Source organism: Hylemonella sp. W303a, assembly GCF_046452315.1.
GTDB lineage: Bacteria > Pseudomonadota > Gammaproteobacteria > Burkholderiales > Burkholderiaceae_C > Hylemonella.
Genome location: NZ_JBKFDG010000007.1, coordinates 130,256 through 155,096, shown reverse-complemented (window position 1 = coordinate 155,096; position 24,841 = coordinate 130,256). Strand labels below are relative to the sequence as shown.

20 protein-coding genes are annotated in these 24,841 nt (G+C 63.3%); 5 read left to right on the top strand and 15 right to left on the bottom strand.

The features are described 5' to 3' along the window. Positions 1-132: 132 nt before the first annotated feature. The 4 genes from ACLBKS_RS14165 to ACLBKS_RS14150 all read left to right on the top strand — a co-directional run bounded on the left by ACLBKS_RS14165 (position 133) and on the right by ACLBKS_RS14150 (position 3,906). Positions 133-795 carry a hypothetical protein gene (locus tag ACLBKS_RS14165; RefSeq protein WP_410193453.1) on the top strand — a complete coding sequence of 221 codons (663 nt, stop codon included), beginning with the start codon at positions 133-135 and terminating at the stop codon, positions 793-795. 86 nt (positions 796-881) lie between these two features. Continuing rightward, positions 882-1,469 carry a GbsR/MarR family transcriptional regulator gene (locus ACLBKS_RS14160; RefSeq protein ID WP_410193452.1) on the top strand — a complete coding sequence of 196 codons (588 nt, stop codon included), beginning with the start codon at positions 882-884 and terminating at the stop codon, positions 1,467-1,469. Between the two features lie 2 nt (positions 1,470-1,471). Next, complete coding sequence (locus tag ACLBKS_RS14155) at positions 1,472-2,866, top strand: cytochrome ubiquinol oxidase subunit I (RefSeq protein ID WP_410193451.1); 1,395 nt, start codon at positions 1,472-1,474, stop codon at positions 2,864-2,866. A 14-nt stretch (positions 2,867-2,880) separates the two neighbouring features. Further along, complete coding sequence (locus tag ACLBKS_RS14150) at positions 2,881-3,906, top strand: cytochrome d ubiquinol oxidase subunit II (RefSeq protein ID WP_410193450.1); 1,026 nt, start codon at positions 2,881-2,883, stop codon at positions 3,904-3,906. A 58-nt stretch (positions 3,907-3,964) separates the two neighbouring features. Here the strand turns inward: ACLBKS_RS14150 and ACLBKS_RS14145 are convergent, their stop codons facing one another. The 4 genes from ACLBKS_RS14145 to ACLBKS_RS14130 form a co-directional block, all read right to left on the bottom strand. After that, positions 3,965-5,206, bottom strand: a complete 1,242-nt coding sequence (locus tag ACLBKS_RS14145) for an MFS transporter (protein WP_410193449.1) — start codon at positions 5,204-5,206, stop codon at positions 3,965-3,967. A gap of 175 nt (positions 5,207-5,381) precedes the next feature. Then, positions 5,382-5,591, bottom strand: a complete 210-nt coding sequence (locus tag ACLBKS_RS14140) for a DUF2892 domain-containing protein (protein ID WP_410193448.1) — start codon at positions 5,589-5,591, stop codon at positions 5,382-5,384. A gap of 55 nt (positions 5,592-5,646) precedes the next feature. Beyond that, the gene (locus ACLBKS_RS14135; RefSeq protein ID WP_410193447.1) at positions 5,647-8,979 is read right to left on the bottom strand and encodes an efflux RND transporter permease subunit; all 3,333 of its coding nucleotides are present in this window, start codon (positions 8,977-8,979) and stop codon (positions 5,647-5,649) included. A 16-nt stretch (positions 8,980-8,995) separates the two neighbouring features. Continuing rightward, positions 8,996-9,970, bottom strand: coding sequence for an efflux RND transporter periplasmic adaptor subunit (locus tag ACLBKS_RS14130; protein ID WP_410193446.1), 975 nt, complete (start codon positions 9,968-9,970; stop codon positions 8,996-8,998). Between the two features lie 111 nt (positions 9,971-10,081). Here ACLBKS_RS14130 and ACLBKS_RS14125 point away from each other — a divergent pair, with 111 nt between their 5' ends. Next, positions 10,082-10,420 carry an ArsR/SmtB family transcription factor gene (locus ACLBKS_RS14125; protein ID WP_410193575.1) on the top strand — a complete coding sequence of 113 codons (339 nt, stop codon included), beginning with the start codon at positions 10,082-10,084 and terminating at the stop codon, positions 10,418-10,420. A 156-nt stretch (positions 10,421-10,576) separates the two neighbouring features. Here the strand turns inward: ACLBKS_RS14125 and ACLBKS_RS14120 are convergent, their stop codons facing one another. The 11 genes from ACLBKS_RS14120 to ACLBKS_RS14070 form a co-directional block, all read right to left on the bottom strand. Then, positions 10,577-11,557, bottom strand: coding sequence for an NAD(P)H-dependent flavin oxidoreductase (locus tag ACLBKS_RS14120; protein WP_410193445.1), 981 nt, complete (start codon positions 11,555-11,557; stop codon positions 10,577-10,579). A gap of 542 nt (positions 11,558-12,099) precedes the next feature. Next, positions 12,100-13,272, bottom strand: a complete 1,173-nt coding sequence (locus tag ACLBKS_RS14115) for a PepSY-associated TM helix domain-containing protein (RefSeq protein WP_410193444.1) — start codon at positions 13,270-13,272, stop codon at positions 12,100-12,102. A gap of 46 nt (positions 13,273-13,318) precedes the next feature. Further along, a complete protein-coding gene (locus tag ACLBKS_RS14110) occupies positions 13,319-15,703 on the bottom strand; it encodes a TonB-dependent receptor domain-containing protein (RefSeq protein WP_410193443.1) in 2,385 nt (794 codons plus the stop codon). A gap of 146 nt (positions 15,704-15,849) precedes the next feature. Beyond that, positions 15,850-17,136, bottom strand: a complete 1,287-nt coding sequence (locus ACLBKS_RS14105; RefSeq protein ID WP_410193442.1) for a FecR family protein — start codon at positions 17,134-17,136, stop codon at positions 15,850-15,852. Between the two features lie 57 nt (positions 17,137-17,193). After that, positions 17,194-17,781, bottom strand: a complete 588-nt coding sequence (locus tag ACLBKS_RS14100; protein ID WP_410193441.1) for a sigma-70 family RNA polymerase sigma factor — start codon at positions 17,779-17,781, stop codon at positions 17,194-17,196. A 674-nt stretch (positions 17,782-18,455) separates the two neighbouring features. Beyond that, positions 18,456-20,234, bottom strand: coding sequence for an acyl-CoA dehydrogenase C-terminal domain-containing protein (locus ACLBKS_RS14095; RefSeq protein ID WP_410193440.1), 1,779 nt, complete (start codon positions 20,232-20,234; stop codon positions 18,456-18,458). 31 nt (positions 20,235-20,265) lie between these two features. Further along, positions 20,266-20,736, bottom strand: coding sequence for a DUF4442 domain-containing protein (locus ACLBKS_RS14090; RefSeq protein WP_410193439.1), 471 nt, complete (start codon positions 20,734-20,736; stop codon positions 20,266-20,268). 14 nt (positions 20,737-20,750) lie between these two features. Further along, complete coding sequence (locus ACLBKS_RS14085) at positions 20,751-21,683, bottom strand: electron transfer flavoprotein subunit alpha/FixB family protein (RefSeq protein WP_410193438.1); 933 nt, start codon at positions 21,681-21,683, stop codon at positions 20,751-20,753. Between the two features lie 10 nt (positions 21,684-21,693). After that, positions 21,694-22,443 (bottom strand): electron transfer flavoprotein subunit beta/FixA family protein, encoded by a 750-nt coding sequence (locus ACLBKS_RS14080; RefSeq protein ID WP_410193437.1) that lies wholly within the window; start codon positions 22,441-22,443, stop codon positions 21,694-21,696. A gap of 61 nt (positions 22,444-22,504) precedes the next feature. Further along, entirely contained in the window at positions 22,505-23,842 is a 1,338-nt protein-coding gene (locus ACLBKS_RS14075; RefSeq protein WP_410193436.1) for a mechanosensitive ion channel family protein, read from the bottom strand. Between the two features lie 9 nt (positions 23,843-23,851). Then, the gene (locus ACLBKS_RS14070; RefSeq protein ID WP_410193435.1) at positions 23,852-24,805 is read right to left on the bottom strand and encodes a histone deacetylase family protein; all 954 of its coding nucleotides are present in this window, start codon (positions 24,803-24,805) and stop codon (positions 23,852-23,854) included. Positions 24,806-24,841 lie beyond the last annotated feature (36 nt).

The window sequence follows — 24,841 nt, the reverse complement described above, 5'->3', positions numbered from 1 at the left end:
GTTGGACTGTGATTGGCTGTGACGGGCTCTGGACATGAAGCTACCTTGAAAATTACGTTCGCTGCAGGGAGTAACGCGTTGTTACCCCAAATCCGTAGGAAAGTTGGGTGAACGGGACCACAATGCGCCGCCATGGCCCTGCGTCTCTTTCACGTCACTGAATTCGCGCAATCGTCCATTTCTCCGGCGGCGCAGCGTTCGTCTTGGCACCCCACCACAGTGTTGGTGTTGATCACCCTGTGGATCACACTGGCAGGCAATATTCCCCTGTGGCGAGCGATCTCGCGCGCGCCGGAAGCCGCCCTAGCGGGACACAGCGTGTTCGGCTTGACCCTGTATTTCGCCCTGCTTTGCGCGACGTCCCTGGGATTGCTGCTGACCGCATTCAACTGGTCTGCATTCTTCAAGGTCGTGGCCACCCTGCTGCTATGGCTCACCGCTCTCAACGCAGAGTTGCTCTGGACGGGCCAGACCGCCTTGCTGCTGGACGTCGCCCATCTCAAAAGCAATTTGGGCGGTTTGATCACCCACGTTAGCCATCGTCCATGGTGGCAACACTTGGTGTTCCTGGGTCTGCTCGCGGCGCTGCCTACGCTCTGGCTGTGGAATCTCAACATCCGCCGGGTGAGACTGGGCCGTCGCTTCCCTCAAAATCTGCTGCTGGCGATCTTCTGGGCCACTGCGCTCGCGGCCGTCTGGTTCATCGGACGGAATTCCTTCCTGCCGGCGTTGCAGAGCACCCCCTGGATTGACTTGCTCAGTCCCTTCAACACCTTACTCAGTCTGATGCGCTGAGCGCACGCTGGCACGCATGACCCTGTCGTCGTCCTGAATTTTCAGTATTTACTGAAAATTCAGCAAGTCCATGACACAATGTCGGCATGTCAGACAAGCACTCACTTGCCCCGCTGTCGCGCCAGTTCGTCTCGCATTTCGGCGAAATGGGCAGCCGCTGGGGGATCAACCGGACGGTGGGCCAGATTTATGCGCTCATCTTCATTTCTCAACGTCCGCTGAACGCGGATGACATCGCCGAAACGCTGGAGTTTTCCCGCTCGAACGTCAGCATGGGCCTGAAGGAACTGCAGGCCTGGCGCTTGGTTCATCTGCGCCACCAGCCGGGCGACCGCCGCGAGTATTTCGAAGCGCCGTCCGATGTGTGGGAAATCTTCCGCGTGCTGGCCGAGGAACGCCGCCGCCGCGAGATCGAGCCCACTCTTTCCATGCTGCGCATGGCCCTGCTGGAAGAGCCCGGCAGCGAAGCCGAACGGCATGCGCAAGAGCGCATGCGCCAGATGCACGAGCTGATCGACCGGCTCATGACTTGGTTTGACGACGTGCAAAAACTCAGCAATGAGACCGCGCTGCAGCTCATGGGCATGGGCAGCGCCGTGACCAAGGTGCTCGAATTCAAGGACCGCGTGACGGGACGCACGCCCCGGCGTGATCCGGACAACCGGAGTCAATGACCATGGACGCCCTGCTCGCAGCGCGCATTCAGTTCGCCGCCAACATCAGTTTTCACATCCTGTTCCCGACCATCACCATCGCCTTGTGTTGGCTGCTGCTGTTCTTCCGCATCCGCCAGTCCCTCGCCACTCGGCGTGAAGGCGCCGAGAGCGCCAACGCACTCGCCTGGGAACAGGCCTACTACTTCTGGACCAAGGTATTCGCCCTGACCTTCGCGCTGGGCGTGGTGTCAGGCATCACCATGAGCTTCCAGTTCGGCACCAACTGGCCTGGCTTCATGGAACGCGCGGGCAACATCGCCGGCCCGTTGCTGGGCTACGAGGTGCTGACCGCCTTTTTCCTCGAAGCCTCGTTCCTGGGCATCATGCTGTTCGGACGTGGCCGGGTCTCCGAGCGCACCCATTTCATCGCCACGCTGCTGGTGGCGCTGGGCACCACGCTCTCGGCTTTCTGGATCCTCGCGCTCAATTCCTGGATGCAGACGCCGGCCGGCTACACGCTGATCGATGGCCGTTTCCACGCCGATGACTGGTGGGCCATCGTCTTCAACCCGTCGTTCCCCTACCGCCTGGGTCACAAGCTACTGGCCTCGGCGCTGACCGCTTCATTCCTGATGGCGGGCCTGAGCGCCTGGCAACTGCTGCGCCGCACCGCCACCCCCGGCACGCACAAGGCCTTGCGCACGGCCATCGTGACGGCGGCCTTCGCCATCCCGCTTCAAATCTGGATGGGTGACCTGCACGGCCTCAACACCCTGGCCCACCAGCCCGCCAAGATCGCCGCCATCGAAGGCATCTGGCACACCGAGCGCGGCGCGCCCTTGACCCTGCTGGGCTGGCCCAGCGAAAAGGAAGGCCGCACGCTGTACGCCCTCCAAATTCCCAAGGGTGCCAGCCTCATCCTGGCGCATGACGCCGACGCCGAGCTGCAAGGGTTGGAATCCTTCCCAGGCCAGCATCCGCCCGTGGCCCCGGTCTTTTGGAGTTTTCGTGTGATGGTGGGCATCGGGCTGCTGATGCTGGTCGTGGCTTGGTTGTCGGCGTGGAAGCTGCACCGCGTCGGCAGCGCCGGTCTGCCCCGTTATTGGCTGTGGACCCTGGCGGCCATGACGTTCTCCGGCTGGGTCGCCACGCTGGCGGGCTGGTACGTGACCGAGATCGGCCGCCAGCCCTGGATCGTCTACGGCCTGGTACGCACGGCCGATGTGGTGGCCGACCACGCCACGGGCATGGTGGTGACCACGCTGGTGGCCTACCTGGTCGTCTACGCCTTGCTGCTGCTCGCTTACATCGGCGTGCTGAAGTACATGGCGGAACACACCAATCCCTCATCCCCTGTCACGCCACGCCCTCAGCCCGACAGCGCGCCGGTGAATCCGCCCGCGCCCCAAGCCTGACGAAGGAGATGACCATGGACTTGTCGCTGAACTGGGCCACCGTGCTCCCCCTGATCTTCATGGCTGTGATGGGCCTGGCCCTGCTGGTCTACGTCGTGCTCGACGGCTACGACCTGGGTGTGGGCCTGTTGCTGCCCTTCGCCACCGAAGCACAGAAGGACCTCATGGTGTCGAGCATCGGCCCCTTCTGGGACGCCAACGAAACCTGGCTGGTGCTCGGAGTGGGCGTGCTGCTGGTGGCCTTTCCGCTGGCCCACGGCATCGTGCTGTCGGCGCTGTACCTGCCAGTGGCTTTGATGCTCCTGGGCCTGATCCTGCGCGGGGTGGCCTTCGACTTCCGCGTCAAGGCCCCCGCTGGGCACAAGACACTGTGGAACCGCCTGTTCGCGCTGGGCTCGCTGCTGGCCTCCTTGGCCCAAGGTTGGATGCTGGGCAGCTACCTCACGGGCTTCGAAACCCACGCCTTCGCGCTTGTGTTCTCAGCCGGCATCGCCCTCACCCTGCCCACGGCCTACGCGCTGCTGGGCGCGGGCTGGCTGCTGATGAAGACCGAGGGCGAGCTGCGCGCACGCGCCATGGCTTGGGGCCGGCGCGTGTTCTGGCCCATGGCCGCGGCACTGGGGGCGATCTCCATCGCGACCCCCTTGGCCAGTCCGGCGGTGTACGCGAAGTGGTTCGTGCTGCCGGAGTTCTTTGCCCTCCTGCCCATCCCCTTGGCCAGCGCCGCTGCGCTGGCCGCCGCCTGGTTGGTGCTGCATCGCCCACGCGTGGTGGAAGCGGGTTACGGCTGGATCGTGTTCGTCGCGACCGTCATCGTCTTCGTGCTGGCCTTCTTTGGTCTGGCCTACAGCCTCTACCCCTACATCGTGGTGGACCGGTTGACCGTCTGGCAAGCCGCGAGCGCGACCGAGTCGCTGGTGGTGATCTTGATCGGTGTCGCCATCACCCTGCCGGTCATCATCGTCTACACAATCTTCATGTACCGCGTGTTCTGGGGACGGGCGGGCGCCTTGAGCTACGGCCCGTCCACCGGGTCTTGAAACCAAGCCCTTGAACCCAGCGCCCAGAACCGGATCGCTTCGCCATCGATGGCCGCGGTCAGACCGGGCGCTGCAACTGTCGGTTCATGCGCGCACCCCAAGCCAGCAGAACCAGCACGGCGGCAATCAAGGGCAGCATCAGGGCGTTGATAACGTTCCAGCCCGCGCTGCCCAGCAGACTCCCAGAAGCAAAGGACGCCACCGCCACCACGCCGAACATCAAAAAGTCGTTGAAGGCCTGCACCTTGGCGCGTTCGGCCGCGTTCTCCTGGCGGTACACGTCGGTCAACAACGCCGTGGCGCCGATGAAGCCGAAATTCCACCCCACGCCCAGGAGCACCAGCGCGCCCCAAAAATGCAGGAGTTCCAGCCCGGCGAGCGCCAGCAGGCCGGAAGCTGCGATCAGCACCAGACCCACCGCGGTGACCTGGGTCTTGCCAAACCGCGTGATCAAACTGCCCGTGACGAAGCTGGGCGCGAACATGGCCAGCACATGCCACTGGATGCCCAGCGCCGCCTCGCCCACGGTGTGGCCACAACCCACCATGGCCATGGGCGCCGCCGTCATGATGAAGGCCATCAGCCCGTAGGACACCACCCCCGCCGAGACGGCGACGATGAAACGCGGGTTGCGCGCGATCTGCCCGAGGGAGCGGGCCCGGGCATTGGCCTCCTTGGACCCATCCGCCCCCGTTGCATGGACGAGCCCCGTCTCCTTGGGCATGCGCAGCACCAACAGCAAGGGCAAAGCCAGCAGCGCCAGCACGGCTTGCGCCGCGAAGCTGCCCGCGAAAGGCGCACCGGGCCAGGCATCACGCGTCCAGATCACGGCCTGCGGTCCGATCACCGCGGCCACCAGCCCCCCAATCATGATCAGCGAGATGGCCTGCGCGCGCAGCGGTGGCGCTACGGTGTCAGCCGCCGCGAAGCGGTAGCTCTGCACATTCGCACCGTAGTAACCGGCCAGGGCCGTGCCCAGGCAGAACAGCAAGAAGCTGCCTTGCACGATCCCGATCGCTGCCACGCCCCCGGACACCACCGCCAGCAGCGCGCCCAGCACATAAGCCACGCGGCGCCCCAGTCGACGCATCAGGAAGGCAGCAGGCAAAGTGGACAAAGCCAGACCCAGGCTGTAGAGACTCACGGGCAAAGTGGCGAGGGCGGGCCGGCTGGCCAGCATCTGTCCCACGATGCCTCCCAGGGAGATGATGATGGGCGCGGAAGCCGCACCCAGGGACTGGGCGGCGATCAACAAGCCGAGATTGCGCCGCGCGCTCACGGTCATGGCAGGAGAGTTCATAGGGGCGGATTCAAGAGAATGCTGAAACAGGGCTCGGCATTGTCCTCCTCGGTGGGCCGACGCACCGAACCCATCCAGGCCGGTGTGCATCTTCCGGGAGGCGGGGTCTCATGGGGCAGCTTGCCGCGGCGTGCGGCTTGGCCCAAACACCCCACCCCACAGCACTGCGCGGCTTTCAGCAGCCGCCGCGCACGCCCAGGCGGCGCAGGATGGATTCCATCAGGCACCACTGCGTGATGCCACTTTGCAGCAGGTTGAGACCGACAAACGCGGTGAAGACCAGCCACCAGGTACTGAGAAACAGCGGACTACCGGGCACACCCAAGGCCACGGACAGCAGTACAAAAAAACCAGCGATGATGCGGACGATGCGCCAGGAAGTCATGAGGTTCTCCTTGATGAAATGATGGTCGAGAGTTGGTGGTCGAGAGAGATGGCAATCAGGATGCCGTGGCGGCGCGGGGCACGTCGGTGCCGAGCCGGATCGGCTCATGCGCCTTGCGATAGGCCGCGTAGTACAGCGTCGGAATCACCACCAGCGTGAGCACCGTGGAAACCAAGATGCCGAAGATCAGCGCGATGGCCAGACCGTTGAAAATCGGGTCGTCAAGAATGAAGAAAGCACCCGCCATGGCCGCCAGCCCCGTCAGCACGATGGGCTGGGCGCGGGTGATCGCCGACTGCACCACGGCCTCGGCGAACGCCACGCCCTCGGCCTGGCGCAGGTGGATGTAGTCCACCAACAGGATGGAGTTGCGCACGATGATGCCGGCCAGGGCAATCATGCCGATCATGCTGGTGGCCGTGAACTGCGCGTTCAGCAAGGCATGGCCCGGCATCACGCCAATGACCGTGAGCGGGATCGGCGCCATGATGATCAAGGGCGTGAGGTAGGAGCCGAACTGCGCCACCACCAGCAGATAAATCAGGATCAGGCCCACGGCATAGGCCAGCCCCATGTCGCGGAACGTTTCGTACGTGATCTGCCATTCGCCGTCCCACTTGATCGCGTAGCCGCGCAGCGTGTCATCGGGGGGGGCCACGAAATGCTCGCTCAGCGTTTCACCGCCCGGCGGCGTGATGCGCAGGATGTCGGCACGCGCCGCGAACATGCCATAGATCGGACTGTCCAACCGGCCGGCCATGTCGGCGAAGACAAAGTTCACCGGGCGCAGGTCCTTGTGATAGACCGGCTGCTCGCGCTGAGCGTCCACCACGCGAGTGAGCTCGCGGATGGGCACCAACTGGCCCGTGTTGCCATGCACCTGCAATTGCAACAAGGCCTCCAAGTCACCATGACGTTCGGCGGGCAGTTGCAGCACCACGGGGGTCGGGTACTTGCTCCCATCGCGCAACCAGGTGACGGATTCACCCGCCAGCCCCGCGCGCAGTGTGGCGACCAAATCGGCCTGGGTGACACCGGCCATCGCCGCCTTGGCGCGATCGACCAACAAAAGACGACGCGGCGCCGGCGCGATGGCGCTCTCGTCCACGTCCACCACGCCCGGCGTGGCTTTCAGGATCTCGCGGACTTGGCGCGCGACGGCCTGGCGCCCCTCGGCGTCCGGTCCATAGACCTCCGCCACGATGGGTGCGAGCACGGGCGGACCAGGCGGAACCTCCACCACCTTGATGTTGGCGCCGAAACGCGCGCCGATCTCTTGCAAGACCGGCCGCACGCGTGTGGCGATGGCGTGGCTCTGGGCCTTGCGATGGGCCTTGTCGACCAGATTGACTTGCACATCCCCGACGTCACCCGCCGCGCGCAGATCGTACTGACGCACCAGGCCATTGAAGTTGATGGGCGAGGCCGTGCCCGCGTAGGCCTGATAGTCGCTGACTTCGGGCACGGTGGCCAGGTAGGCACCGATGTCACGCAGGGCAGCGGCGGTGTGCTCCAGCGGCGTGCCCGCAGGCATGTCCACCACGACCTGGAACTCGGACTTGTTGTCAAAGGGCAGCATCTTGAGCTGCACCCAGCCGATCACCGGCAGCAGCACGGACACGACGATCAGCGCCAGGATGCTCAGCCACAGTTTGCGGCGCTGGACCGCGCCGTGCCGCGCGTGCAGCAGCGGCCCAAACACCTTGCGAAAGAAAGGGTCCAGCCGCGCGCCAAGGCCCTGATGCGCGCCATCTCCTGGGGCGCCGTGATGGTCGTGCTTTGGGGACGTCGGGGACGGCTTCATCCACAGGCGTGCCAACCAGGGCGTGACCACGAAGGCGATGACCAGCGAGAGCACCATGCCCATGCTGGCGTTGATGGGGATCGGGCTCATGTAGGGCCCCATCAGTCCGCTCACGAAGGCCATCGGCAGCAAGGCCGCGATGACCGTCAGCGTCGCCAGGATCGTCGGGCCGCCCACTTCGTCCACCGCGCCGGGAATCAACTCGGCCAGGGTCTTGTGGGGGTACAAGGTCTGATGCCGATGGATGTTCTCCACCACGACGATGGCATCGTCCACCAGGATGCCGATGGAGAAGATCAGCGCGAACAAGGACACGCGATTGAGCGTGAAACCCCAGGCCCAAGAAGCGAACAAGGTGACCGTCAGGGTGAGCAGCACGGCCGAGCCCACGATGGCGGCCTCGCGCCGACCCAAGGCCAGGAACACCAGGGCCACCACGGAGGCCGTGGCGAACAGCAGCTTCTGAATCAGCTTCTGGGCCTTGTCATTGGCAGTGGCGCCGAAATTGCGCGTGACGGCAACGTCCACATCCGCAGGAATCACGGTGTTCTTGAGCGATTCAACCCGTGCGATGGCGGCGTTGGCCACATCGATCGCGTTCTCCCCAGGCTTCTTGGTCAGCGTCAGGGTAACGGCCGGGTATTCGCCGCCGGTCACACCCGCCCTCTCGGCGGGAATGCCATGCCAGACGTAGGATTGGGGGGGTGGCGATCCATCGTTGATGACGGCGACATCACGCAGGTAGACCGGGCGACGATCGGCGGCAACACCTCGCGCGGCGACCACCAGCGCCCCGACGTCCTCGGCCCGCTCCAGCCAGGGCCCAGCGTCAAGTGCCACGGCCCGATTGCCTGAAATCAGTTCGCCGACGGACGCGCCCGCGTTGGCCGACAGCAGGACGGCGCGCACATCCGACACGCTGACGCCCGCGGCAGCCATGCGCGCTGCATCGAGCTGCACCCGCACAGCCCGACCCGGCCCCCCCAGGGTGCGCACGTCCTTGGTGCCTTTGACGCGCTTGAGTTCCGCTTCCATGGCGTGGGCCACGCGCTCCAAATCCATGGCACTGGCCTCGGGCCGACGGTCGAACAAGGTCAGGCTGACGATGGGGACGTCGTCGATCCCCTTGGGCTTGACGATGGGTGTGAGTGCGCCCAGGTTGGCTGGCAACCAATCGGCATGGTCGCGCAGCGTGTCGTGCAGTCGCACCAGCGCCTCGCTCTGCGCGACGCCGACCTTGAATTGCACGGTCAACACCGCCAAGCCAGGACGCGACACCGACATCACGTGCTCCACGCCCGCCATGCGCGACAGCACCTGCTCACCGGGCGTGGCGATGACCTGTTCCACGTCCCGCACCGAGGCACCTGGAAAAGGCACCATCACATTCGCCATGGTCACGTCGATCTGTGGCTCTTCCTCGCGCGGCGTGACCGCCACCGCAAAAACACCCAAGAGCAGCGCCACCACGGCCAAGAGCGGCGTAATCTGAGCGGACTGGAACAGCGCCGCCACACGGCCGGAGACGCCAAGCTTGCCGGGACCTGAGGCCGCGGAGCTGGAATCGTTGGAAAGATTCGACATGTCTGACCTTTCGCTTTCAGGGCAACCGCAAGGCGCGCCCTGCATCGATGACCACCCGGTCGCCGTCTGCCACGCCACTGAGGATTTCAACGCGCTCACCGTCCACTGGGCCCAGCCGCACCTGACGCAGGCGTGCCTGACCGCCCGCGTCCAACACATAGACGCCGTTCATGTCACCACGCCGCACCAAGGCCGTGGCGGGAACGAGGATGCGCCCCCCGGCCTGTTCCTGCACTGACAGCCAGACCCGCACGTACATGCCGGGAACCACGCCCGAGACCGACTTCGGCAGATCGAAGCGCAACTGAGCCGTGCGCGAGACCGGGTCCACCGTGGGCAGCAGACGGGCCGACTCGACAAGCCTCGGAGCCTGGCCATTCAATTCATAACGCAGCACGGGTTCGGTGCCCACGCTCGCCAGCAGGGCTTGGGGCACCGAGACCGTCACGCGCAGGGCTGCCGGGTCATACAGAACCAGCAAGGGCCGCCCGGGCATTGCCATGTCACCCAGCGCCACCGGCACCTCGCGCACCACGCCCGCATAAGGCGCGGTCAGCACGTAGAGATCGGTCTGCACCTGGCTGGCACGCGCCTGCGCCAAGGCGCGGTCCAGCGCACCCTGGCTGATGAATTGCTGGTCGAACAGCTGGCGCTGGCGTTCGTACTCCTTGGCAGCCACATCGTTCTGGACCTGCGCGGCCTGTGAGTCGATGCGCAGCAGGGGCTGCCCTGACCGCACGGCGTCACCGGCCTTCACGCGCAGCTCCATGATGGCTCCTTGTACCTGCGCCGAGACGGTGGTCTCACGCACGGCTTCCACGCTGGCCTCCAGGCTGACCCAGCGCGGCTGAGTCGCCGCCCGCACGATGATCGAGGGCGGGGATGACGCCTGCGCGCCATGAACCGACAAGGGCCAGGTCATCACCGAAACCGTCGCTGCCGCCAAAACACTCAGGCTGACTCGCCGAAAGAAAGTAGAGCTGTGCTTCATGGTTGAGATCCCTGCCAAACAATCAATGATGGCCATTATTCCATCATTTGCGCAATTGCGCAAATGATGGAATGCAGATATCATCCACCCATGTCCAAGAACAAGCTCGCCATGGAATCAATGCCGCTGGAGGCCTTGCGGGACGTCGCCGCCTACTTCCAGGCCCTGTCGGAACCCACGCGCTTGATGATCCTGAATAAGCTGCGCGGCGGGGAAGCCAATGTCAGCGAACTCGCCGAAGCCTGCGCATGCAGCGTGGCCAATGTGTCGCGCCATCTGACCATGCTGTCCAAGCATGGGCTGGTCGAACGCGACAGCCGAGGCGCCAACGCCTACTACCGGATCGCCGATCCCTCGGTCAACGCCTTGTGCGACCTGGTTTGCGGCAACATCGCGCGCCACCTGGAACGCGGCGAGGCCCGCCGCAGCGCCTTTCAGCGCCAGGCCTGAAACGGGGGCAACACAAGGGCTGGAGCGCAAACACACTCGCGCCAGCCGCGACTTGGAAACCAAGACGCCTGCGGGCCTGGCCCGAAATCTGAAATGAAACGGCCCGGAAGTTCCGGGCCGTCGGTCTTGAGCGGGCGACGCTGCGCCCCTGCGGATTCAGGCTGAAGCCTTGGGCAAAGCCTGTACGCGCTCGCGCGCCGCCTGGTATTCACGCGCCAACTGGGCGATGTAGTCCGCCGCCCCCTGCACGCGGTCGATGGCACCGATGCCCTGACCTGAACCCCAGATGTCCTTCCAGGCTTTCTTGGCATCGCCACCGAAGTTCATCTTGCTGGGGTCGCTCTCCGGCAGGTGGTCTGGGTCCAGTCCCGCCGCACGGATGCTGGGCTTGAGGTAGTTGCCATGCACGCCCGTGAACAGATTGCTGTAAACGATGTCGTCACTCGTGCCCTGCACGATGGCCTGCTTGTAAGCCTCCACCGCGCGCGCCTCGTGCGTGGCAATGAAGGCCGTGCCGATGTAGGCGAAGTCCGCGCCCATGGCCTGGGCCGCCAGGATGGAGGCGCCGGTTGAGATGGAGCCTGACAAGGCCAAGGGGCCATCGAACCATTGACGAATTTCCTGCACCAGGGCGAAGGGGCTCTTGGTGCCCGCGTGCCCACCTGCGCCCGAGGCCACGGCAATCAAGCCGTCGGCGCCCTTCTCGATCGCCTTGTGGGCGTAAGCGTTATTGATCACGTCGTGCAGCACCACGGCGCCGTAGCTGTGCGCGGCCTGGTTGATTTCCTCGCGCGCGCCCAGCGAGGTGATGTAAAGCGGCACCTTGTACTTCACGCACAAGGCCATGTCCTGCTCAAGGCGCTCATTGCTCTTGTGCACGATCTGGTTGATCGCGAAGGGCGCGGCAGGACGGTCCGGGTGCGCCTTGTCCCAGGCGGCCAAGGCTTCGGTGATCTCGGCCAGCCATTCGTCCAGTTGCGAGGCCGGTCGGGCGTTCAAGGCCGGCATGGCACCGACGATGCCAGCCTGGCATTGAGCGATCACGAGTTGCGGATTGCTGATGATGAACAACGGCGAACCGATGACGGGCAGGCGCAGTTTCTTGAAGATAGGCAGCAGCTCTCGAGTCAGTAACATGAAGGAGACTCTCAATGGTTTAGTTCACCTGAAGAAAACGAAAAAGCACCCAGTCCTGTCTGATTCTTTGTATTCAAGGCGCTAAGAGCCCCGTGCGACCGGGTTGCTGGTCAGATTCTACGCAGTGGTTCAGGATGCATCGAACTTCCTTGAGGATCGCGAACTCGTGCATCGCTTGCGTTCAATTCTTGGCCCAGCAGCCCAGTCGTCCGCCATGCTGCGCGGCCCCAGCCACGGCAGCATGGTAGCCGCTTCATTGCCGGGACAGTGACTGCGGGAAGAACCTCAACTGAGTTGGAACTGTACTGGATTCCTTCGCCCATCAGGGGCACGAGTTCACTGCTCGCGCGTGGGATCTATAGCTCGCTGCTTTAGTCTCAGCCCCTTCCCGGAAGAAGTAGCCCACAACACGACGCCAACTGGCACGCCGAGCCCGATTGCTGCAAGCGCATCCCCCCACCCGTCAAATGCAAGTCCGGCAATCAATCCTGATGTCGTGAGTAGACATATCGCCAATGGCCAAGCAAAGATCCGAATAGATGTCATTTTGATGCACTCCGGGCCGTCGCATCGCCAGGTTCACTCGCAACCAATTCGAGGTTCTCGGACAATGGTTTTCGCGCCGGAGCCCGGCGTCTCTGCCACCACAAGTACAGGCCGCTACAAAGCACCACGATGGTGATGACGTCCAGAACGGCCCAGAGGATCTGCATGGCTCGTCCTCCATAGTCTCCAAAGTGAAGTGGCTGCGACACGAGTAGCGCAGTGACGTACCAAGGCAGATCTAGGCTTGCGGTCACCGTCCCAGTCTTGACGTCCACCAAAATGGGCTTGAATAGGCGCGCAGTCAACGGTTCAGTCCCACGCATGAAAACGGCGTAGTGATGAGGGCTTGAGAGCTGGGTGCCAGGGAAAGCGAAGAATGCCTGCTTCATGTCCGGCTCAAGTGCTTGCGCCGCACTTGCCGCCGCTTGCAGCGAGCTGCGCGTCGTCGGAGCAGGCAGGTCTTTATAGGGCGCGAGCACAGCACCCAGCTGATCGAACTGCCACAACTTGATCACCAGATCCGCCCACGTGTTAATGACGCCGGTGAATCCCACCACCAGCGCCCAACTCAGCGTCACCACCCCCAGCAAGTTGTGCATGTCCAGCCATTTGAGACGAGTGGACCGATCCCGACGCACCGTCGCGAACGGAACCTTACGCATGAAGGGGGCATACAACACGACGCCTGAGACGATGGCAATCACAAACAACAGCCCCATCAATCCCAAGAACAGCTTGCCTGGCAGGCCTGCGAACAGGTCCACGTGCAGTTTGAACATCACGTAGATGAAGCCCTCCTCAGCCGGTGGCTCGCCAATGGCCTCACCAGTTCGGGAGTCCACCACCACCATGCGTATTCCCTCTTGCGCTTTCGGATCAGGAGCAAAAGCCATCAACCACGTGTCAGTGTCATCAGGTTCCTGGACAGCAAAAATCGGCACCAGACCTGGTACGCGTGATTGACCGCTTGCCAACACTTTGTCCATCGAGGCCTTGGGCGTATCGGCTGGCATGACCGGCGCCTCAACCTCTGTTCCCAAGAGGTGTCCGATCTCATGGTGGAAGATCAGCGGCAAGCCGGTCAGGCACAGCAGCAACATGAAGACGGTGCAGATCAGACTGCTCCAGGTATGCAGCCAGGACCAGACTCGAAGCGACTTTGGTGTCATAGGCGGATCTCCGGGCGCACTAACGACGACGTGGATGAACACATGTTCAGAAGTCCGCCTTCAGTTTTACGCCCACAGTCCGTGGTGAGTTGAAATACGCGACGTTGGTAGAGGTAGTCCGGTCGGTCTGTACCTCCTTGTCAAACAGGTTGTTGATGTATGGCGTGGCGGTAATGGAGTCGGAGATCCTGTATCGAGCATTCAAGCTAGCGATCGTGTAGCTATCCAGGCGATCTTCAGGAAGGTTGTCAAAGTTGGAAAACCGCTCACCGACATAGGTGACGTTGCCACCAAGGGTCAGGCGTTGCGTGGCAACAAAATTCGCTTCTATATTTGCGCTGACCCTCGGAGCCATTCCCAACTCATTGCCATTTTTTGAACTGTTGGCTGCTGAACCGAAGTTGACAATTTCGGTTTCGAGCAGACCCAGCGCAGCCGCGAGTTGCGTACGACTGTCGGGCTGATAAATCAGGTCAACTTCCAAGCCTTTTGTTCGGGCCTTGTCAATGTTGAGATAGATGCGATCTGCCGCACCTCCAGGGCCAACACCCATGGCTTGGGTATCGTTCAACTCCGTGAAGAACAGATTGGCATTGGCTGTCAGGATCTTGTTTAGCCATTGGGTGCGAGAGACCAGTTCCACGGTCGTGGAGGTTTCTTTTTTGTAGGTGTACGGTGTAAACGTCACAAAACTCACGCCTCCGCCGCTGGCGTTGTATCCCTTGTACGCCAACAGACTGAGTGCGGCATCTGGGCTGTAGTGATAGGTGGCACCGATCTTGGGAAGAAAAACAGTGTTCTTCTCGTTAAAGTTGTAGGTCAGGAGTCCACCAAGCGCTGAGAAGTCACGTTTCTGGGTGTCATTTTGATAGCGCCCAGCCAGCAGAATGTCCCAGCTTGGGCTCAGTTCGATGGTGGTGTCAGCGTAGAGGGAGCGACTGCTGGCCTGATCGTCTGCCTCCAGTGCAAATGCTGACCCTGGCTTACCGGTATCTGTGCGTTCTCGTTCTTTGACAAATGCGCCAACCACCGCGCCAGTGCGACTGTTCTGTGACTTGTAGGCCAGCTTCGGCTCGAACGCCTTCTCATCCGACTTGAAGCGGAAATCGTAGAAGGCTGCGGGGTCGGGGTTGCCTACGACCGGTGGGCCGAAACTGGTGTCGGCCTTCTGCTGGGACAGTATGGTGTCGAAAGACCATTCACCATTGATTTCGTAGCCAGTATTGAGCGCGGCGACATCGGTCACAGAATCAAAATAGTCACCATTCCTGCCCCCGACAAGTTCGCGCCGTGATGAGTTTGAGCCCAGATCTGGCGTGAATGGGTTCTTACGATCCTCTCGTTCCAGCGTCAGTTTCAGCAGCAGATCATCCGTTGGCAGATACGACGCCTTGAAGCGGTAGCGTCCATACTTCATGCGCCCCATTTCGTCTCGGTCTGCCGCAGTCAGCCCCGTGCCCGTGAAGCCCGAGTAGTCGATGGCGTTCTTGCCGTCGACGGCCTCGCCGGTAAGCCTGATTGCGACCTGGTCGCTGAGCACCTTGTTGAGCATGAAGGCAGCGTCGTAGGTGGTTCCGCCTGTACGGGCACCGACTTGGACGGCCGCCTCATCCTTGAACTTTGGATCGTTCGTGGTTTGAACGATGGCGCCGGAAATGGCGTTTTGTCCAAGTTGGGTGGACTGCGCTCCTCGATAGACCTCCAACTGAGCCATGTCCCAGAAGCTGCCCTGTCCGTCCGGAGTCGCGCCATACGTGCGAGCGACGCCATCGATGTAAGTGGACAGCCGCGGGCTTGCGCCTGTGACCGCACCTCCGCCACCTGCTGCGATGCCATTGCCGTCCAGCCCCCGGACCGTCGGCAAGAACCCGATCGACTGCTGTGTCACATTGGGCACCCGCTCGAAAGCTTGCGGCACAGACGATAGGCCGACGGTATCCTGTTCCCGAAAAACCGCCACGCTTTGGGTTGCCTGCTGAACGCCTTGATCGCGCTTCGTTCCGGTGACCACCACGACGGGCAGAACGCCATCTTCCACGGCAGGGCTGGCTTCGCGACTTGGAGGTACGGGTCTGACTATGACCGAGGCGGCTTCTATGCTCGCGAAGAGGTCGTGACCTGCTATCAACCTGTCGAGGGCTTGTCTAGGGGTCAGATTGCCGCTCACGGCCGGCGCCTGCTTCCCCGCCACCAAGGCCGCAGGAAATGTCATCTGCAAATTCGCCTGACGCGCCAGTTCGTTCAGCGCCTGCCCTAGCGGCTGCGCGGGGATATTGATGACGATGGGATTGGCTGCCGATGTGGCCGCAGCACTTTGCGCATAGGCCAGCGGCGCATGACCCATAGCCAGCGAGATGGCCATAGCGGCGGCCAGGGCCAAAGGTGCAGGGGTGAAGCGCTGATGCAGCACTAAAGGTCGCGTGGGTCGCATGGGTCAAAACTCCTCGGTCGGTTGCTGAGTTGCCGGGCCGGCGCAACACGCGCCAGCCTCACCTACCCATGAAGACGCAGTACCCCTGCGCAACCCTCACGTCGCAAATGAGAAATCGGAGGATTTTTTTTGCGGCCCGATCTAACTCATCGCGCCACCACTTCCGTGGCTTCACCCCGGCGCACTAAGCGTACAGGCAGCACTTGCGGCAGAGTCTCGGCAAAGCGCTGCCACTGATTCAAGCTGTAGCTGCCGCCCACTGGCAGGGCGGCCACGGCGGGGTCGCGAACCTCCAAGCCGGTGCGGCCGTAGCGCTCGAACTCGGCGATGGCTTGGGCCAGCGGGGTCTGGTCGAAGTTCAGGCGCCCTCCGAGCCAGGGGGCCATGGCGTTGGTGGCCAGGGTAGCCACCGGGCCGATGTGGCCTTGGGCGTCGGCCACCACCGTCTGCCCAGCGATCAGCACGACCGGAGAGTCCGCAGGAGCCTCGGTGGATGCGACCTGATCTTGCGGTGCATCGGCGCCACCAGGGTTGTCTGCTGCGGTAGGTCGCTTTTCCACGCGCACGCGGCCTTCCTCCACGGCCACCACGGTCTGGCCCGCATCCAGCCCTGTGCCAGTCTGCCGCACCGAAAATCGGGTACCGACCACCGTGATGCGCAGGGCGCCGACATACACATGGAACGGGCGTTGCGGGTCGCTGTACACGGCAAACAAGGCCTGGCCGCTTTGCAGGTGCACCTCGCGCCGGTTGCGGTAGAGGCGCACCTGGATCTGGGTGGCAGTGTCTAACTGAAGGGTGCTGCCCGAAGCCGAAGCTGTTTCTACGGCATCTGGCAAGGTCGCCTTGAGCTGCTGGCCCCGCTTGGTGACGTAAACCTGCTCGAACACGGGTCGGCGCTGCCAGTGGCTCCAGCCCATCCAGCCTCCCCCCACCATCGCGAAAGCCATGGCTGCGGCGACCGCCTGGGGCACCAGCGGGCGCAGCAGGCCCAGCAGGCCATTCAGGCCCGGAAAGGCCGCGTCCCTGCCTGTGCTTGAGCGCTTGGGCTTGGGCGCCTGGGCCCAGGGTGATGTGACACGGGGTGGCGCAGACTGGCTGTCCGTATCCCGATCTGGCAACCCAGCAAGGAACTGGGCAACGTCCTGGTCGGGCAGCTGCTGCACCTCGCCAAAGGTCGCGTCCATGTCATCAAAGGCCTGGACATGGCGGGGGTCGGCGTCCAGCCAGTCTTGCAGTTGGACTTCGCCCTCGGCGCTCAGGCCGCTGCGCTTACGCGTCACCCAGGTGGCCGCTTCAATGTCCAATGGATCCTGATCTTGTGCAAATGCATCGAACTCGCGCTCGTCGGCGCTCGCCCCAGCGCCATGGCTCGCACTGACGCGCGTCGCCACTTCTTGCTCAGCGCGCGGTGGAGGGGGGTTGGAGGACATGGCTTTAGCGCAAACGGATTGCTCTTGTCAATGTAGACGCGCAGAGGAACGGAAACCTCACCTCTGGCTGGTGTCCAACAGCGGAACGTCGGCAGCGGGTGGGGCTACCTGGATGCTTGCGGACGCCGCCCCGGCGGCCTGGGTCTGCCCGCCTTCGCCGCGCAAACGGCGCTCGCAGAGCTTACAGGCCACCATGGCACGCACGATGTGCTTTTCCACCATGCTCACGGAGATGCTCATGCGCTGGGCGATCTGGACGTGACTGAATTCGTCGAACACATGCAGCACGAACGCTTCTCGGCAGCGCTCGGGCAGGGCCTCGATGGTGGTCACGTAGGCGCAGATCACCTGCTGCGAAGCCAGCAGTTCTTCGGGCTGAAGGTGTTGAGGCGCCCGTGGATGCTGGTGTTCGGGCACGGCGTCCAAGTCGTCGTGACGGCGCACTTCGTTGCGCCGGTGCTGGTCGATGACGAGGTTGCGAGCCGTGCGGTAGAGCAAGGCTCGTATGTCCAGCACGGCCCGTCCGGAGGACTGAGCGGCAAGCACGCGCACGAAGCTTTCCTGCGCGAGGTCAGCCGCAGCGTCGCGGTCTCTTACCTGGCGCGAGAGGAAATTCAGCAGTTCGCGGTGGTAGCTCTCCAGCACGTGCAGACCCTGGGGAAAATGCAGAAAAACGCAGGACAGGTCCGTGGAGACTGGCTGCGGCAGGTCCGCGGTCTTCTCGTAATAAGAATTGTTCTTATTATATGCAGGAAACTCTTGCGGGAATCCATCGGACGCGCCTGCGCGCTGCTGATCCTGCCGAAGGTGCTTGGCTGTTGGAGCCTACGGCTGATTGTCCTGCTTGCTGAAGCAAGGCAATCTGCGGGCTCAGATGAAAGCTATGCCGCCCCGCACACTCGGATGGATGGGACATCCGCGCATCATTTCCGAGCGGCCAAGCCAGGCAGCAGCCCGTGCGGACGAAGTGCGGTTGTACCACTTCGTCATCGGATACTTGCATATCGCGCACGCGAGCGCCCGGTCTGGCGGACTGGTCGATTCTGGCCCTCTCCCTCTCGACCAGGATGCGCTAAACCGACACCCGGTTGACGTTGATGGCCTCGCAGTGTGCCGCCCTGTGCCGCGTTTGCATATCCAGCAACAGTTACGTGTTGCCGTCCAGTGCATCCCTCATGGTACGGCGTGCAGGCGTCAGCCTGAGGCTCGCTAGATTCAATCGATGAAGCGTCGCCTGGCGCAGGATTCCACTGCGGCGCAATCATTACAAAAGCAAAGAAATGGCGCTACCGCGTCGCAACAAAGCGACTTTATTAACGTCAAAAGGCTTCCAGCGGTAGGGCAGTGACGCTGGCCGCTCCTTCAACGATGGCGGCGCGCTGACCGGCCGTGCGCGGAAGGATGTGCTCGGCGTAGAAACGCGCCGTGCTGATCTTGGCTTGCATGAAGGCCTGGTCCGCCGCCGCGTTCGTCTGCGCGGCCAGCAAGGCGCGGGCCAGTTGCCAGCCTGCCATCAGGTTGCCGGCCAACATCAGGTAGGGCACGCTGCCTGCATACACCGCGTTCGGGTCCTGCTGGGCGACCAGGAACTCCACCACGTCCACGAAGGCCGCGCGTGCGGCGGCCAGATGACGAGCCACGGCCAGCGCGTCGGCGCCTCCCTGGCGCTTGAGCTCGGCCTCGGTGGCCTCCACCTGCGCCGCGATGGCTTTGGCGGTCTGGCCGCCGTCGCGCAGGGTCTTGCGCCCCACGAGGTCATTGGCCTGGATGGCCGTGGTGCCTTCGTAGATGGTCAGGATCTTGGCGTCGCGGTAATGCTGGGCCGCGCCAGTCTCCTCGATGAAGCCCATGCCGCCATGCACCTGCACGCCCAGCGAGGTGACTTCCAGGCTCATCTCGGTGCTGTAGCCCTTGACCAAGGGCACGAGGAATTCGTAGAAGGTCTGGTTCTGCTTGCGCGCCTCGGCGTCTGGGTGGTGGTGCGCGGCGTCATAAGCGGCAGCGGCCACGCTGGCCATGGCGCGGCAACCTTCAATCAACGCACGCGAAGTCATGAGCATGCGCCGCACATCGGGGTGGTGGATGATGGTCGCGCTGGCCTTGATGCTGCCGTCCACCGGTCGGCTCTGGACACGGTCCTTCGCGTAGGCCACGGCCTGCTGGTACGCGCGCTCGGCCACGGCGATGCCCTGCACGCCCACGGCATAGCGGGCGGCGTTCATCATGATGAACATGTACTCCAGGCCACGGTTCTCCTGGCCCACGAGGTAGCCCACGGCACCGCCGTGGTCTCCGTATTGCAGCACCGCGGTCGGACTGGCCTTGATGCCCATCTTGTGCTCGATGCTCACGCAGTGCACATCGTTGCGCCGACCCAGCGAACCGTCCTTGTTCACCAGGAACTTGGGCACGAGGAAGAGGCTGATGCCCTTGATGCCCTCGGGCGCACCCGTCACACGCGCCAGCACCAGATGGGCGATGTTGTCCGCCATGTCGTGCTCGCCGTAGGTGATGAAGATCTTGGTCCCGTAAACCTTGTAGCTGCCATCGGGCTGGGGCTCGGCGCGGCTGCGCACCAGGGACAGATCAGAGCCGGCCTGCGGTTCGGTCAGGTTCATGGTTCCGGTCCACTCGCCGCTGACCAGCTTCTCCAGGTAGGTCGCCTTGAGCTCGTCAGAGCCCGCCGTCAACAGGGCCTCGATGGCGCCATCGGTCAGCAAGGGGCAGAGCGCGAAACTCAAGTTGGCGCTGTTGACCATCTCGATGCAGGCCGCGCCGATGGCCTTGGGCAGGCCTTGGCCGCCGAAGTCCACCGGGTGTTGCAGGCCCTGCCAGCCCCCCTGGGCGAACTGGCGGAAGGCGTCCTTGAACCCGGGCGTGGTGGTGACGATGCCGTCCTTCCAGCTAGAGGGCTGGACATCACCTGCCCAATTCAAAGGGGCGACGACCTGCTCATTGAACTTGGCGGCTTCTTCCAGCACCGCCTGGGCTGTCTCGAAACCCGCGTCCTCGAAGCCGGGCAGGCTGGCAATCTCATCGATCCGCGCCAGGTAACGCAGATTGAACAGCATGTCTTTCAGGGGAGCGCGATAAGTCATGAGGGTCTCCTCGCCAAGGTGGCGTCTGTCTTTAAGGCGCCTCGGGGCGCTTCTCGGGTTTCAGTCGGATGTAGAGCTGCTTGCGCACTCTGGCCACGGTTTCACCTTTGGCATCCACCACGTCCACCGCCAGCCACGGTTCGTATTTCTCGCCCCGGGCGGCAGCGGCGCGGATGTCGTGCAGCAAGGCGTCGGTGATCTGGAACTCGGCCGCGACCGTGCCGCGACCCGGCTTCACATACTCGATTTCCGCAGCCCGGTCCCACACGTAGTAATCCCGGCCCAGCGATTCCTTGAGCAGAATCATCATGAACGGGTCGGTCATCGAAAACAGATTGCCGCCAAAATGCACGCCGACATAGTTCCGGTTCCAGGGCCGGGAGCGCAGTTCCACGCGCGCGTACCGCCAGTCCTTGGCAATCGCGGTCACATGGATGCCGGAAAACAGAAAGGGCGGCCATAGATTCATGGCCGCACGCAACAGTCGAGGCGTGATTTTCATCGGCCTCCAGCCGCTTACAGGGCCTTCACCAGTTCGGGCACGGCCACGAACAGATCGGCCTCCAGGCCATAGTCAGCCACGCTGAAGATGGGCGCTTCGGGGTCCTTGTTGATCGCCACGATCACCTTGGAGTCCTTCATGCCCGCCAGATGCTGGATTGCGCCGCTGATGCCCGCGGCGATGTAGAGCTGCGGCGCGACGATCTTGCCGGTCTGGCCGACCTGCAGGTCGTTGGGCGCGTAGCCTGCGTCCACCGCCGCGCGGGACGCACCGATGGCGGCGCCCAGCTTGTCGGCCAGCGGGGTCATGACCTCGTTGAACTTCTCACTGGAGCCCAAGGCACGCCCGCCGGACACGATGATCTTCGCGGCCGTCAGCTCCGGACGATCACTCTTCGCCAGCTCGGCGCCGACGAAGCTGCTCTTGCCGCTGTCAGCGGCCGCCGCGACACTGTCCACGGTGGCCGAGCCGCCCGTGGCCGCCGCCGGATCAAACCCCGTGGTGCGCACGGTGATGACCTTCACCTTGTCCGCGCTTTGCACGGTGGCGATGGCATTGCCCGCGTAGATCGGGCGTTCGAAGGTGTCGGCGCTCACCACCTTGGTGATGTCGCTGATCTGGGCGACATCCAGCTTGGCGGCGACACGCGGAGCGACGTTCTTGCCAGAGGCGGTGGCAGGAAAAAGGATGTGGCTGTAATTGCCAGCGATGGCCAACACTTGGGCCGCGACGTTCTCGGCCAGGCCATGCGCCAAACCAGCCGCATCCGCATGGATGACTTTGGCGACGCCAGCGATCTTGGCGGCGGCTTCGGCAGCAGCCTTGGCGTTGTGACCCGCCACCAGCACATGCACATCGCCACCGGCTTGAGCCGCAGCGGTGACGGTATTGAGGGTGGCGCCCTTGAGGGACGCGTTGTCGTGTTCGGCAATAACGAGTGCAGTCATGGTGTTTCCCTCAAATCACTTTCGCTTCGTTCTTCAGCTTGGCCACCAGGGTCGCCACGTCCGGCACCTTCACGCCGGCGCCGCGCTTGGGCGGCTCGGTGACCTTCAAGGTCTTGAGGCGCGGCTTCACGTCGACACCGAGGTCCTCGGGTTTGACCGTGTCCAGTTGCTTCTTCTTCGCCTTCATGATGTTGGGCAGCGTCACGTAACGCGGCTCGTTCAGGCGCAAGTCGGTCGTGACCACGGCGGGCAGCGAGACGGACAGCGTTTCCAGGCCCCCATCGACCTCGCGCGTCACCTTCGCCTTGCCATCGGCCACTTCCACCTTGGAGGCAAAAGTGGCTTGCGGCAGGTCGGCCAAGGCGGCCAGCATCTGGCCGGTCTGGTTGGCGTCGTCGTCGATGGCCTGTTTGCCCAGGATCACGAGGCCAGGCTGTTCTTTGTCCACCAGGGCCTTGAGCAGTTTGGCCACCGCCAGAGGCTGCAGTTCCTCACTCGTCTCGACCAGGATGGCGCGGTCGGCGCCGATGGCCATGGCCGTGCGCAGGGTTTCCTGGCACTGCGTCACACCGCAGGACACCGCAATCACCTCCGTCACGACACCCTTTTCCTTCAGGCGCACGGCCTCCTCGACGGCGATTTCGTCAAAAGGGTTCATGCTCATCTTGACGTTGGCGATGTCCACACCGGTGTTGTCCGCCTTGACGCGGACTTTGACGTTGTAGTCCACCACGCGTTTGACGGGGACGAGGACTTTCATGCGCGCTCTCCTGCAAAATTAAGAAAATAGAACGACCGTGCGATTTCTGTGAGGCCGCATTCTAAACGGAGCTTTTGCCCCCACCATCCGTCGGTGCGAGATGCGAGGGAGTTTCATCCCGCCAATGCACCACGCGCTGCGGATAGGGAATGTCAATTTTTGCCGCGCGCAAGGCCTCCAGGATGTACAGATTGATGGACGAACGCAGGGCGCTGTGACCAATCTCCGGGTCGTCGATGGCGAAGGTGAGCGAAAACTCCAAGCCGTCGGCGCCAAAGTTGTCCAGTGTGGCGACGGGCACGGGCGTGCGACGAACACGGGGCTGCTCGAGCGCGGCATCCACCAGGATCTGCATCACCTGGGTCGGGTCGCTGTCATACCCGACCGCGATCTTGAGGGTCAGTGACACATGGGTTCCCGGCGACAGGTTCTCCACGCGCTGGGTGATGAAGAGTTCATTGGGAACCACGGTCTCGCGGCCATTGAGCGCGCGGATCAGGGTGTAACGGGTCTTGATGTCGGTGACCACACCCTCGAAGCCGTCCACTCGCACCATGTCCCCAATGCGCAATGAGCGCTCCAGCAGGATCACGAAGCCGCTGACGTAGTTGGCCGCCAGTTTCTGCAGGCCAAAACCCAAACCCACCCCCAGCGCACCGCCGAGCACCGACAGCGCGGTCAGATCCACCCCCACGGCGGACAAGGCGAACAGCAGGCCGATGAACAGCAATCCGGCGCGGATCGCGTTGGCCGCGATCTTGCGCATGGACAGATCGCCCACGCCGCCGCGCAAGATGCGCTTTTCCAGGGTGGCCGAGATCCACAACACCACCACCAACATCAGCGATGAGGAGATCGCGCCCTCGAAGAGGGTACGCAGGCTGATGCGCGTCTGTCCGAAGGCGAAAGTGATGTCCTCCATTTCGGCCTGCACCGCGGGCAGCAAGCCCGTGATCCACAGCACGGCACCGCCCCAGGCCAGCCAGGACACCGACTGTTCGATGAACTTCACCGAGGCTGACTCGGGGAAGGAGGCCCGCAACACGCGCACGAACAAGCGGATGACGGCCAGGGACACGAAGATGGGCAAAGCCACCTTGAGCAGCAGCACGGGCTGGTACAAGGCCACGCCATGCCGCGCCGCGTAGATCAGCAGCAGATTCAACAGAGGAAACAGCAGTCCGTCGATGGTGTGCTGACCAAACAAGACCGAATCGAAGCGGTGTGACTCAGACTTTTGGTCCGCGCCAATCGGCGCGGCGCCACGCCCCACGCGGTAACCCACGTACCGGGTCACGCCCCAGGCCAGTCCGAGGCAGGCCAGCAACACCAGGGCCTCGATCCAGACGACGGCCTCGTCCCATTCTTTCAGCAGATTGCCAAGTTCAGTGATTTCCATATCCGTGTATTACACATCCGCCAACACGCGCACATGGGCTTCCACGCTGCGCCCCAAGGCACTGAGGTTGTAGCCACCTTCCAGGCAGGACACGATGCGGCCTTTGCCATGCCGGCGGGCCACGTCCATCAAGCGCTCCGTGATCCAGGCGTAATCGGCCTCGACCAGGCCGAGTTGGCCCATCTCGTCCTCCCGGTGGGAGTCGAACCCCGCGCTGATGAAGATCATCTCCGGCCGGTGCGCTTCGAGGCGAGGCATCCAGTAGGTCTCGATCAACTCGCGGACTTCCATCCCCTTGGTGTAGGCAGGCACGGGAATGTTGATCATATTGTCCGCGCTGGGCGGCTCCCCGCTGTGCGGGTAGTAGGGGTGTTGGAAGAAGCTGGCCATCAAAATGCGCTTGTCGCCCGCGATGATGTCCTCCGTGCCATTGCCATGGTGCACGTCAAAGTCCACGATGGCCACGCGCTTGAGGCGATGCCGCTCCAGCGCGTATTTCGCGGCCACGGCGACGTTGTTGATGAAACAAAATCCCATGGCTTTGTTGCGCATGGCATGGTGGCCTGGCGGGCGCACCGCGCAAAAAGCGTTCTGGAATTCGCCCGCGATCACCGCGTCGGTCGCAGCCATGGCCGCGCCCGCGCTACGCAAGATCGCGTCCCAGCTCGCGGTGTTCATGGAGGTGTCGGGGTCGATCACGGCGTAGTGCGGCCCGCCGGCCGCTTCATCCTCGGCCAGGGTCGCGCACAGGCCGCGCAGCGCGGCGATGTGCATGCGCTCGTGCGCCAGTTCCAGCTCGTCCAGTGAGGCTTTCGGTGCTTCCACGCGCGTGAGCGCCACGTCCAAGCCGCTGGCGATGAGCCGGTCGTCAATCGCGTCCAGGCGCTGCGGGCACTCTGGGTGGTCAGGCCCCATCTCGTGCTTGCGGCAGTCGCCGTGGGTGTAGTAACCGGTTCCGCTCATCGCCGCTTGCTCCTCGTGGTTGTCTTGGCTGATCCG

What these genes read in the sequence shown, in the direction of transcription:
- ACLBKS_RS14090 (WP_410193439.1), bottom strand. Translation starts at nt 20,736, where the DNA reads ATGAAAATCACGCCTCGACTGTTGCGTGCGGCCATGAATCTATGGCCG.
- ACLBKS_RS14135 (WP_410193447.1), bottom strand. Translation starts at nt 8,979, where the DNA reads ATGTCGAATCTTTCCAACGATTCCAGCTCCGCGGCCTCAGGTCCCGGC.
- ACLBKS_RS14115 (WP_410193444.1), bottom strand. Translation starts at nt 13,272, where the DNA reads ATGACACCAAAGTCGCTTCGAGTCTGGTCCTGGCTGCATACCTGGAGC.
- ACLBKS_RS14130 (WP_410193446.1), bottom strand. Translation starts at nt 9,970, where the DNA reads ATGAAGCACAGCTCTACTTTCTTTCGGCGAGTCAGCCTGAGTGTTTTG.
- ACLBKS_RS14150 (WP_410193450.1), top strand. Translation starts at nt 2,881, where the DNA reads ATGGACTTGTCGCTGAACTGGGCCACCGTGCTCCCCCTGATCTTCATG.
- ACLBKS_RS14140 (WP_410193448.1), bottom strand. Translation starts at nt 5,591, where the DNA reads ATGACTTCCTGGCGCATCGTCCGCATCATCGCTGGTTTTTTTGTACTG.
- ACLBKS_RS14095 (WP_410193440.1), bottom strand. Translation starts at nt 20,234, where the DNA reads ATGACTTATCGCGCTCCCCTGAAAGACATGCTGTTCAATCTGCGTTAC.
- ACLBKS_RS14160 (WP_410193452.1), top strand. Translation starts at nt 882, where the DNA reads ATGTCAGACAAGCACTCACTTGCCCCGCTGTCGCGCCAGTTCGTCTCG.
- ACLBKS_RS14070 (WP_410193435.1), bottom strand. Translation starts at nt 24,805, where the DNA reads ATGAGCGGAACCGGTTACTACACCCACGGCGACTGCCGCAAGCACGAG.
- ACLBKS_RS14125 (WP_410193575.1), top strand. Translation starts at nt 10,082, where the DNA reads ATGGAATCAATGCCGCTGGAGGCCTTGCGGGACGTCGCCGCCTACTTC.
- ACLBKS_RS14075 (WP_410193436.1), bottom strand. Translation starts at nt 23,842, where the DNA reads ATGGAAATCACTGAACTTGGCAATCTGCTGAAAGAATGGGACGAGGCC.
- ACLBKS_RS14165 (WP_410193453.1), top strand. Translation starts at nt 133, where the DNA reads ATGGCCCTGCGTCTCTTTCACGTCACTGAATTCGCGCAATCGTCCATT.
- ACLBKS_RS14105 (WP_410193442.1), bottom strand. Translation starts at nt 17,136, where the DNA reads ATGTCCTCCAACCCCCCTCCACCGCGCGCTGAGCAAGAAGTGGCGACG.
- ACLBKS_RS14080 (WP_410193437.1), bottom strand. Translation starts at nt 22,443, where the DNA reads ATGAAAGTCCTCGTCCCCGTCAAACGCGTGGTGGACTACAACGTCAAA.
- ACLBKS_RS14120 (WP_410193445.1), bottom strand. Translation starts at nt 11,557, where the DNA reads ATGTTACTGACTCGAGAGCTGCTGCCTATCTTCAAGAAACTGCGCCTG.
- ACLBKS_RS14110 (WP_410193443.1), bottom strand. Translation starts at nt 15,703, where the DNA reads ATGCGACCCACGCGACCTTTAGTGCTGCATCAGCGCTTCACCCCTGCA.
- ACLBKS_RS14085 (WP_410193438.1), bottom strand. Translation starts at nt 21,683, where the DNA reads ATGACTGCACTCGTTATTGCCGAACACGACAACGCGTCCCTCAAGGGC.
- ACLBKS_RS14155 (WP_410193451.1), top strand. Translation starts at nt 1,472, where the DNA reads ATGGACGCCCTGCTCGCAGCGCGCATTCAGTTCGCCGCCAACATCAGT.
- ACLBKS_RS14145 (WP_410193449.1), bottom strand. Translation starts at nt 5,206, where the DNA reads ATGAACTCTCCTGCCATGACCGTGAGCGCGCGGCGCAATCTCGGCTTG.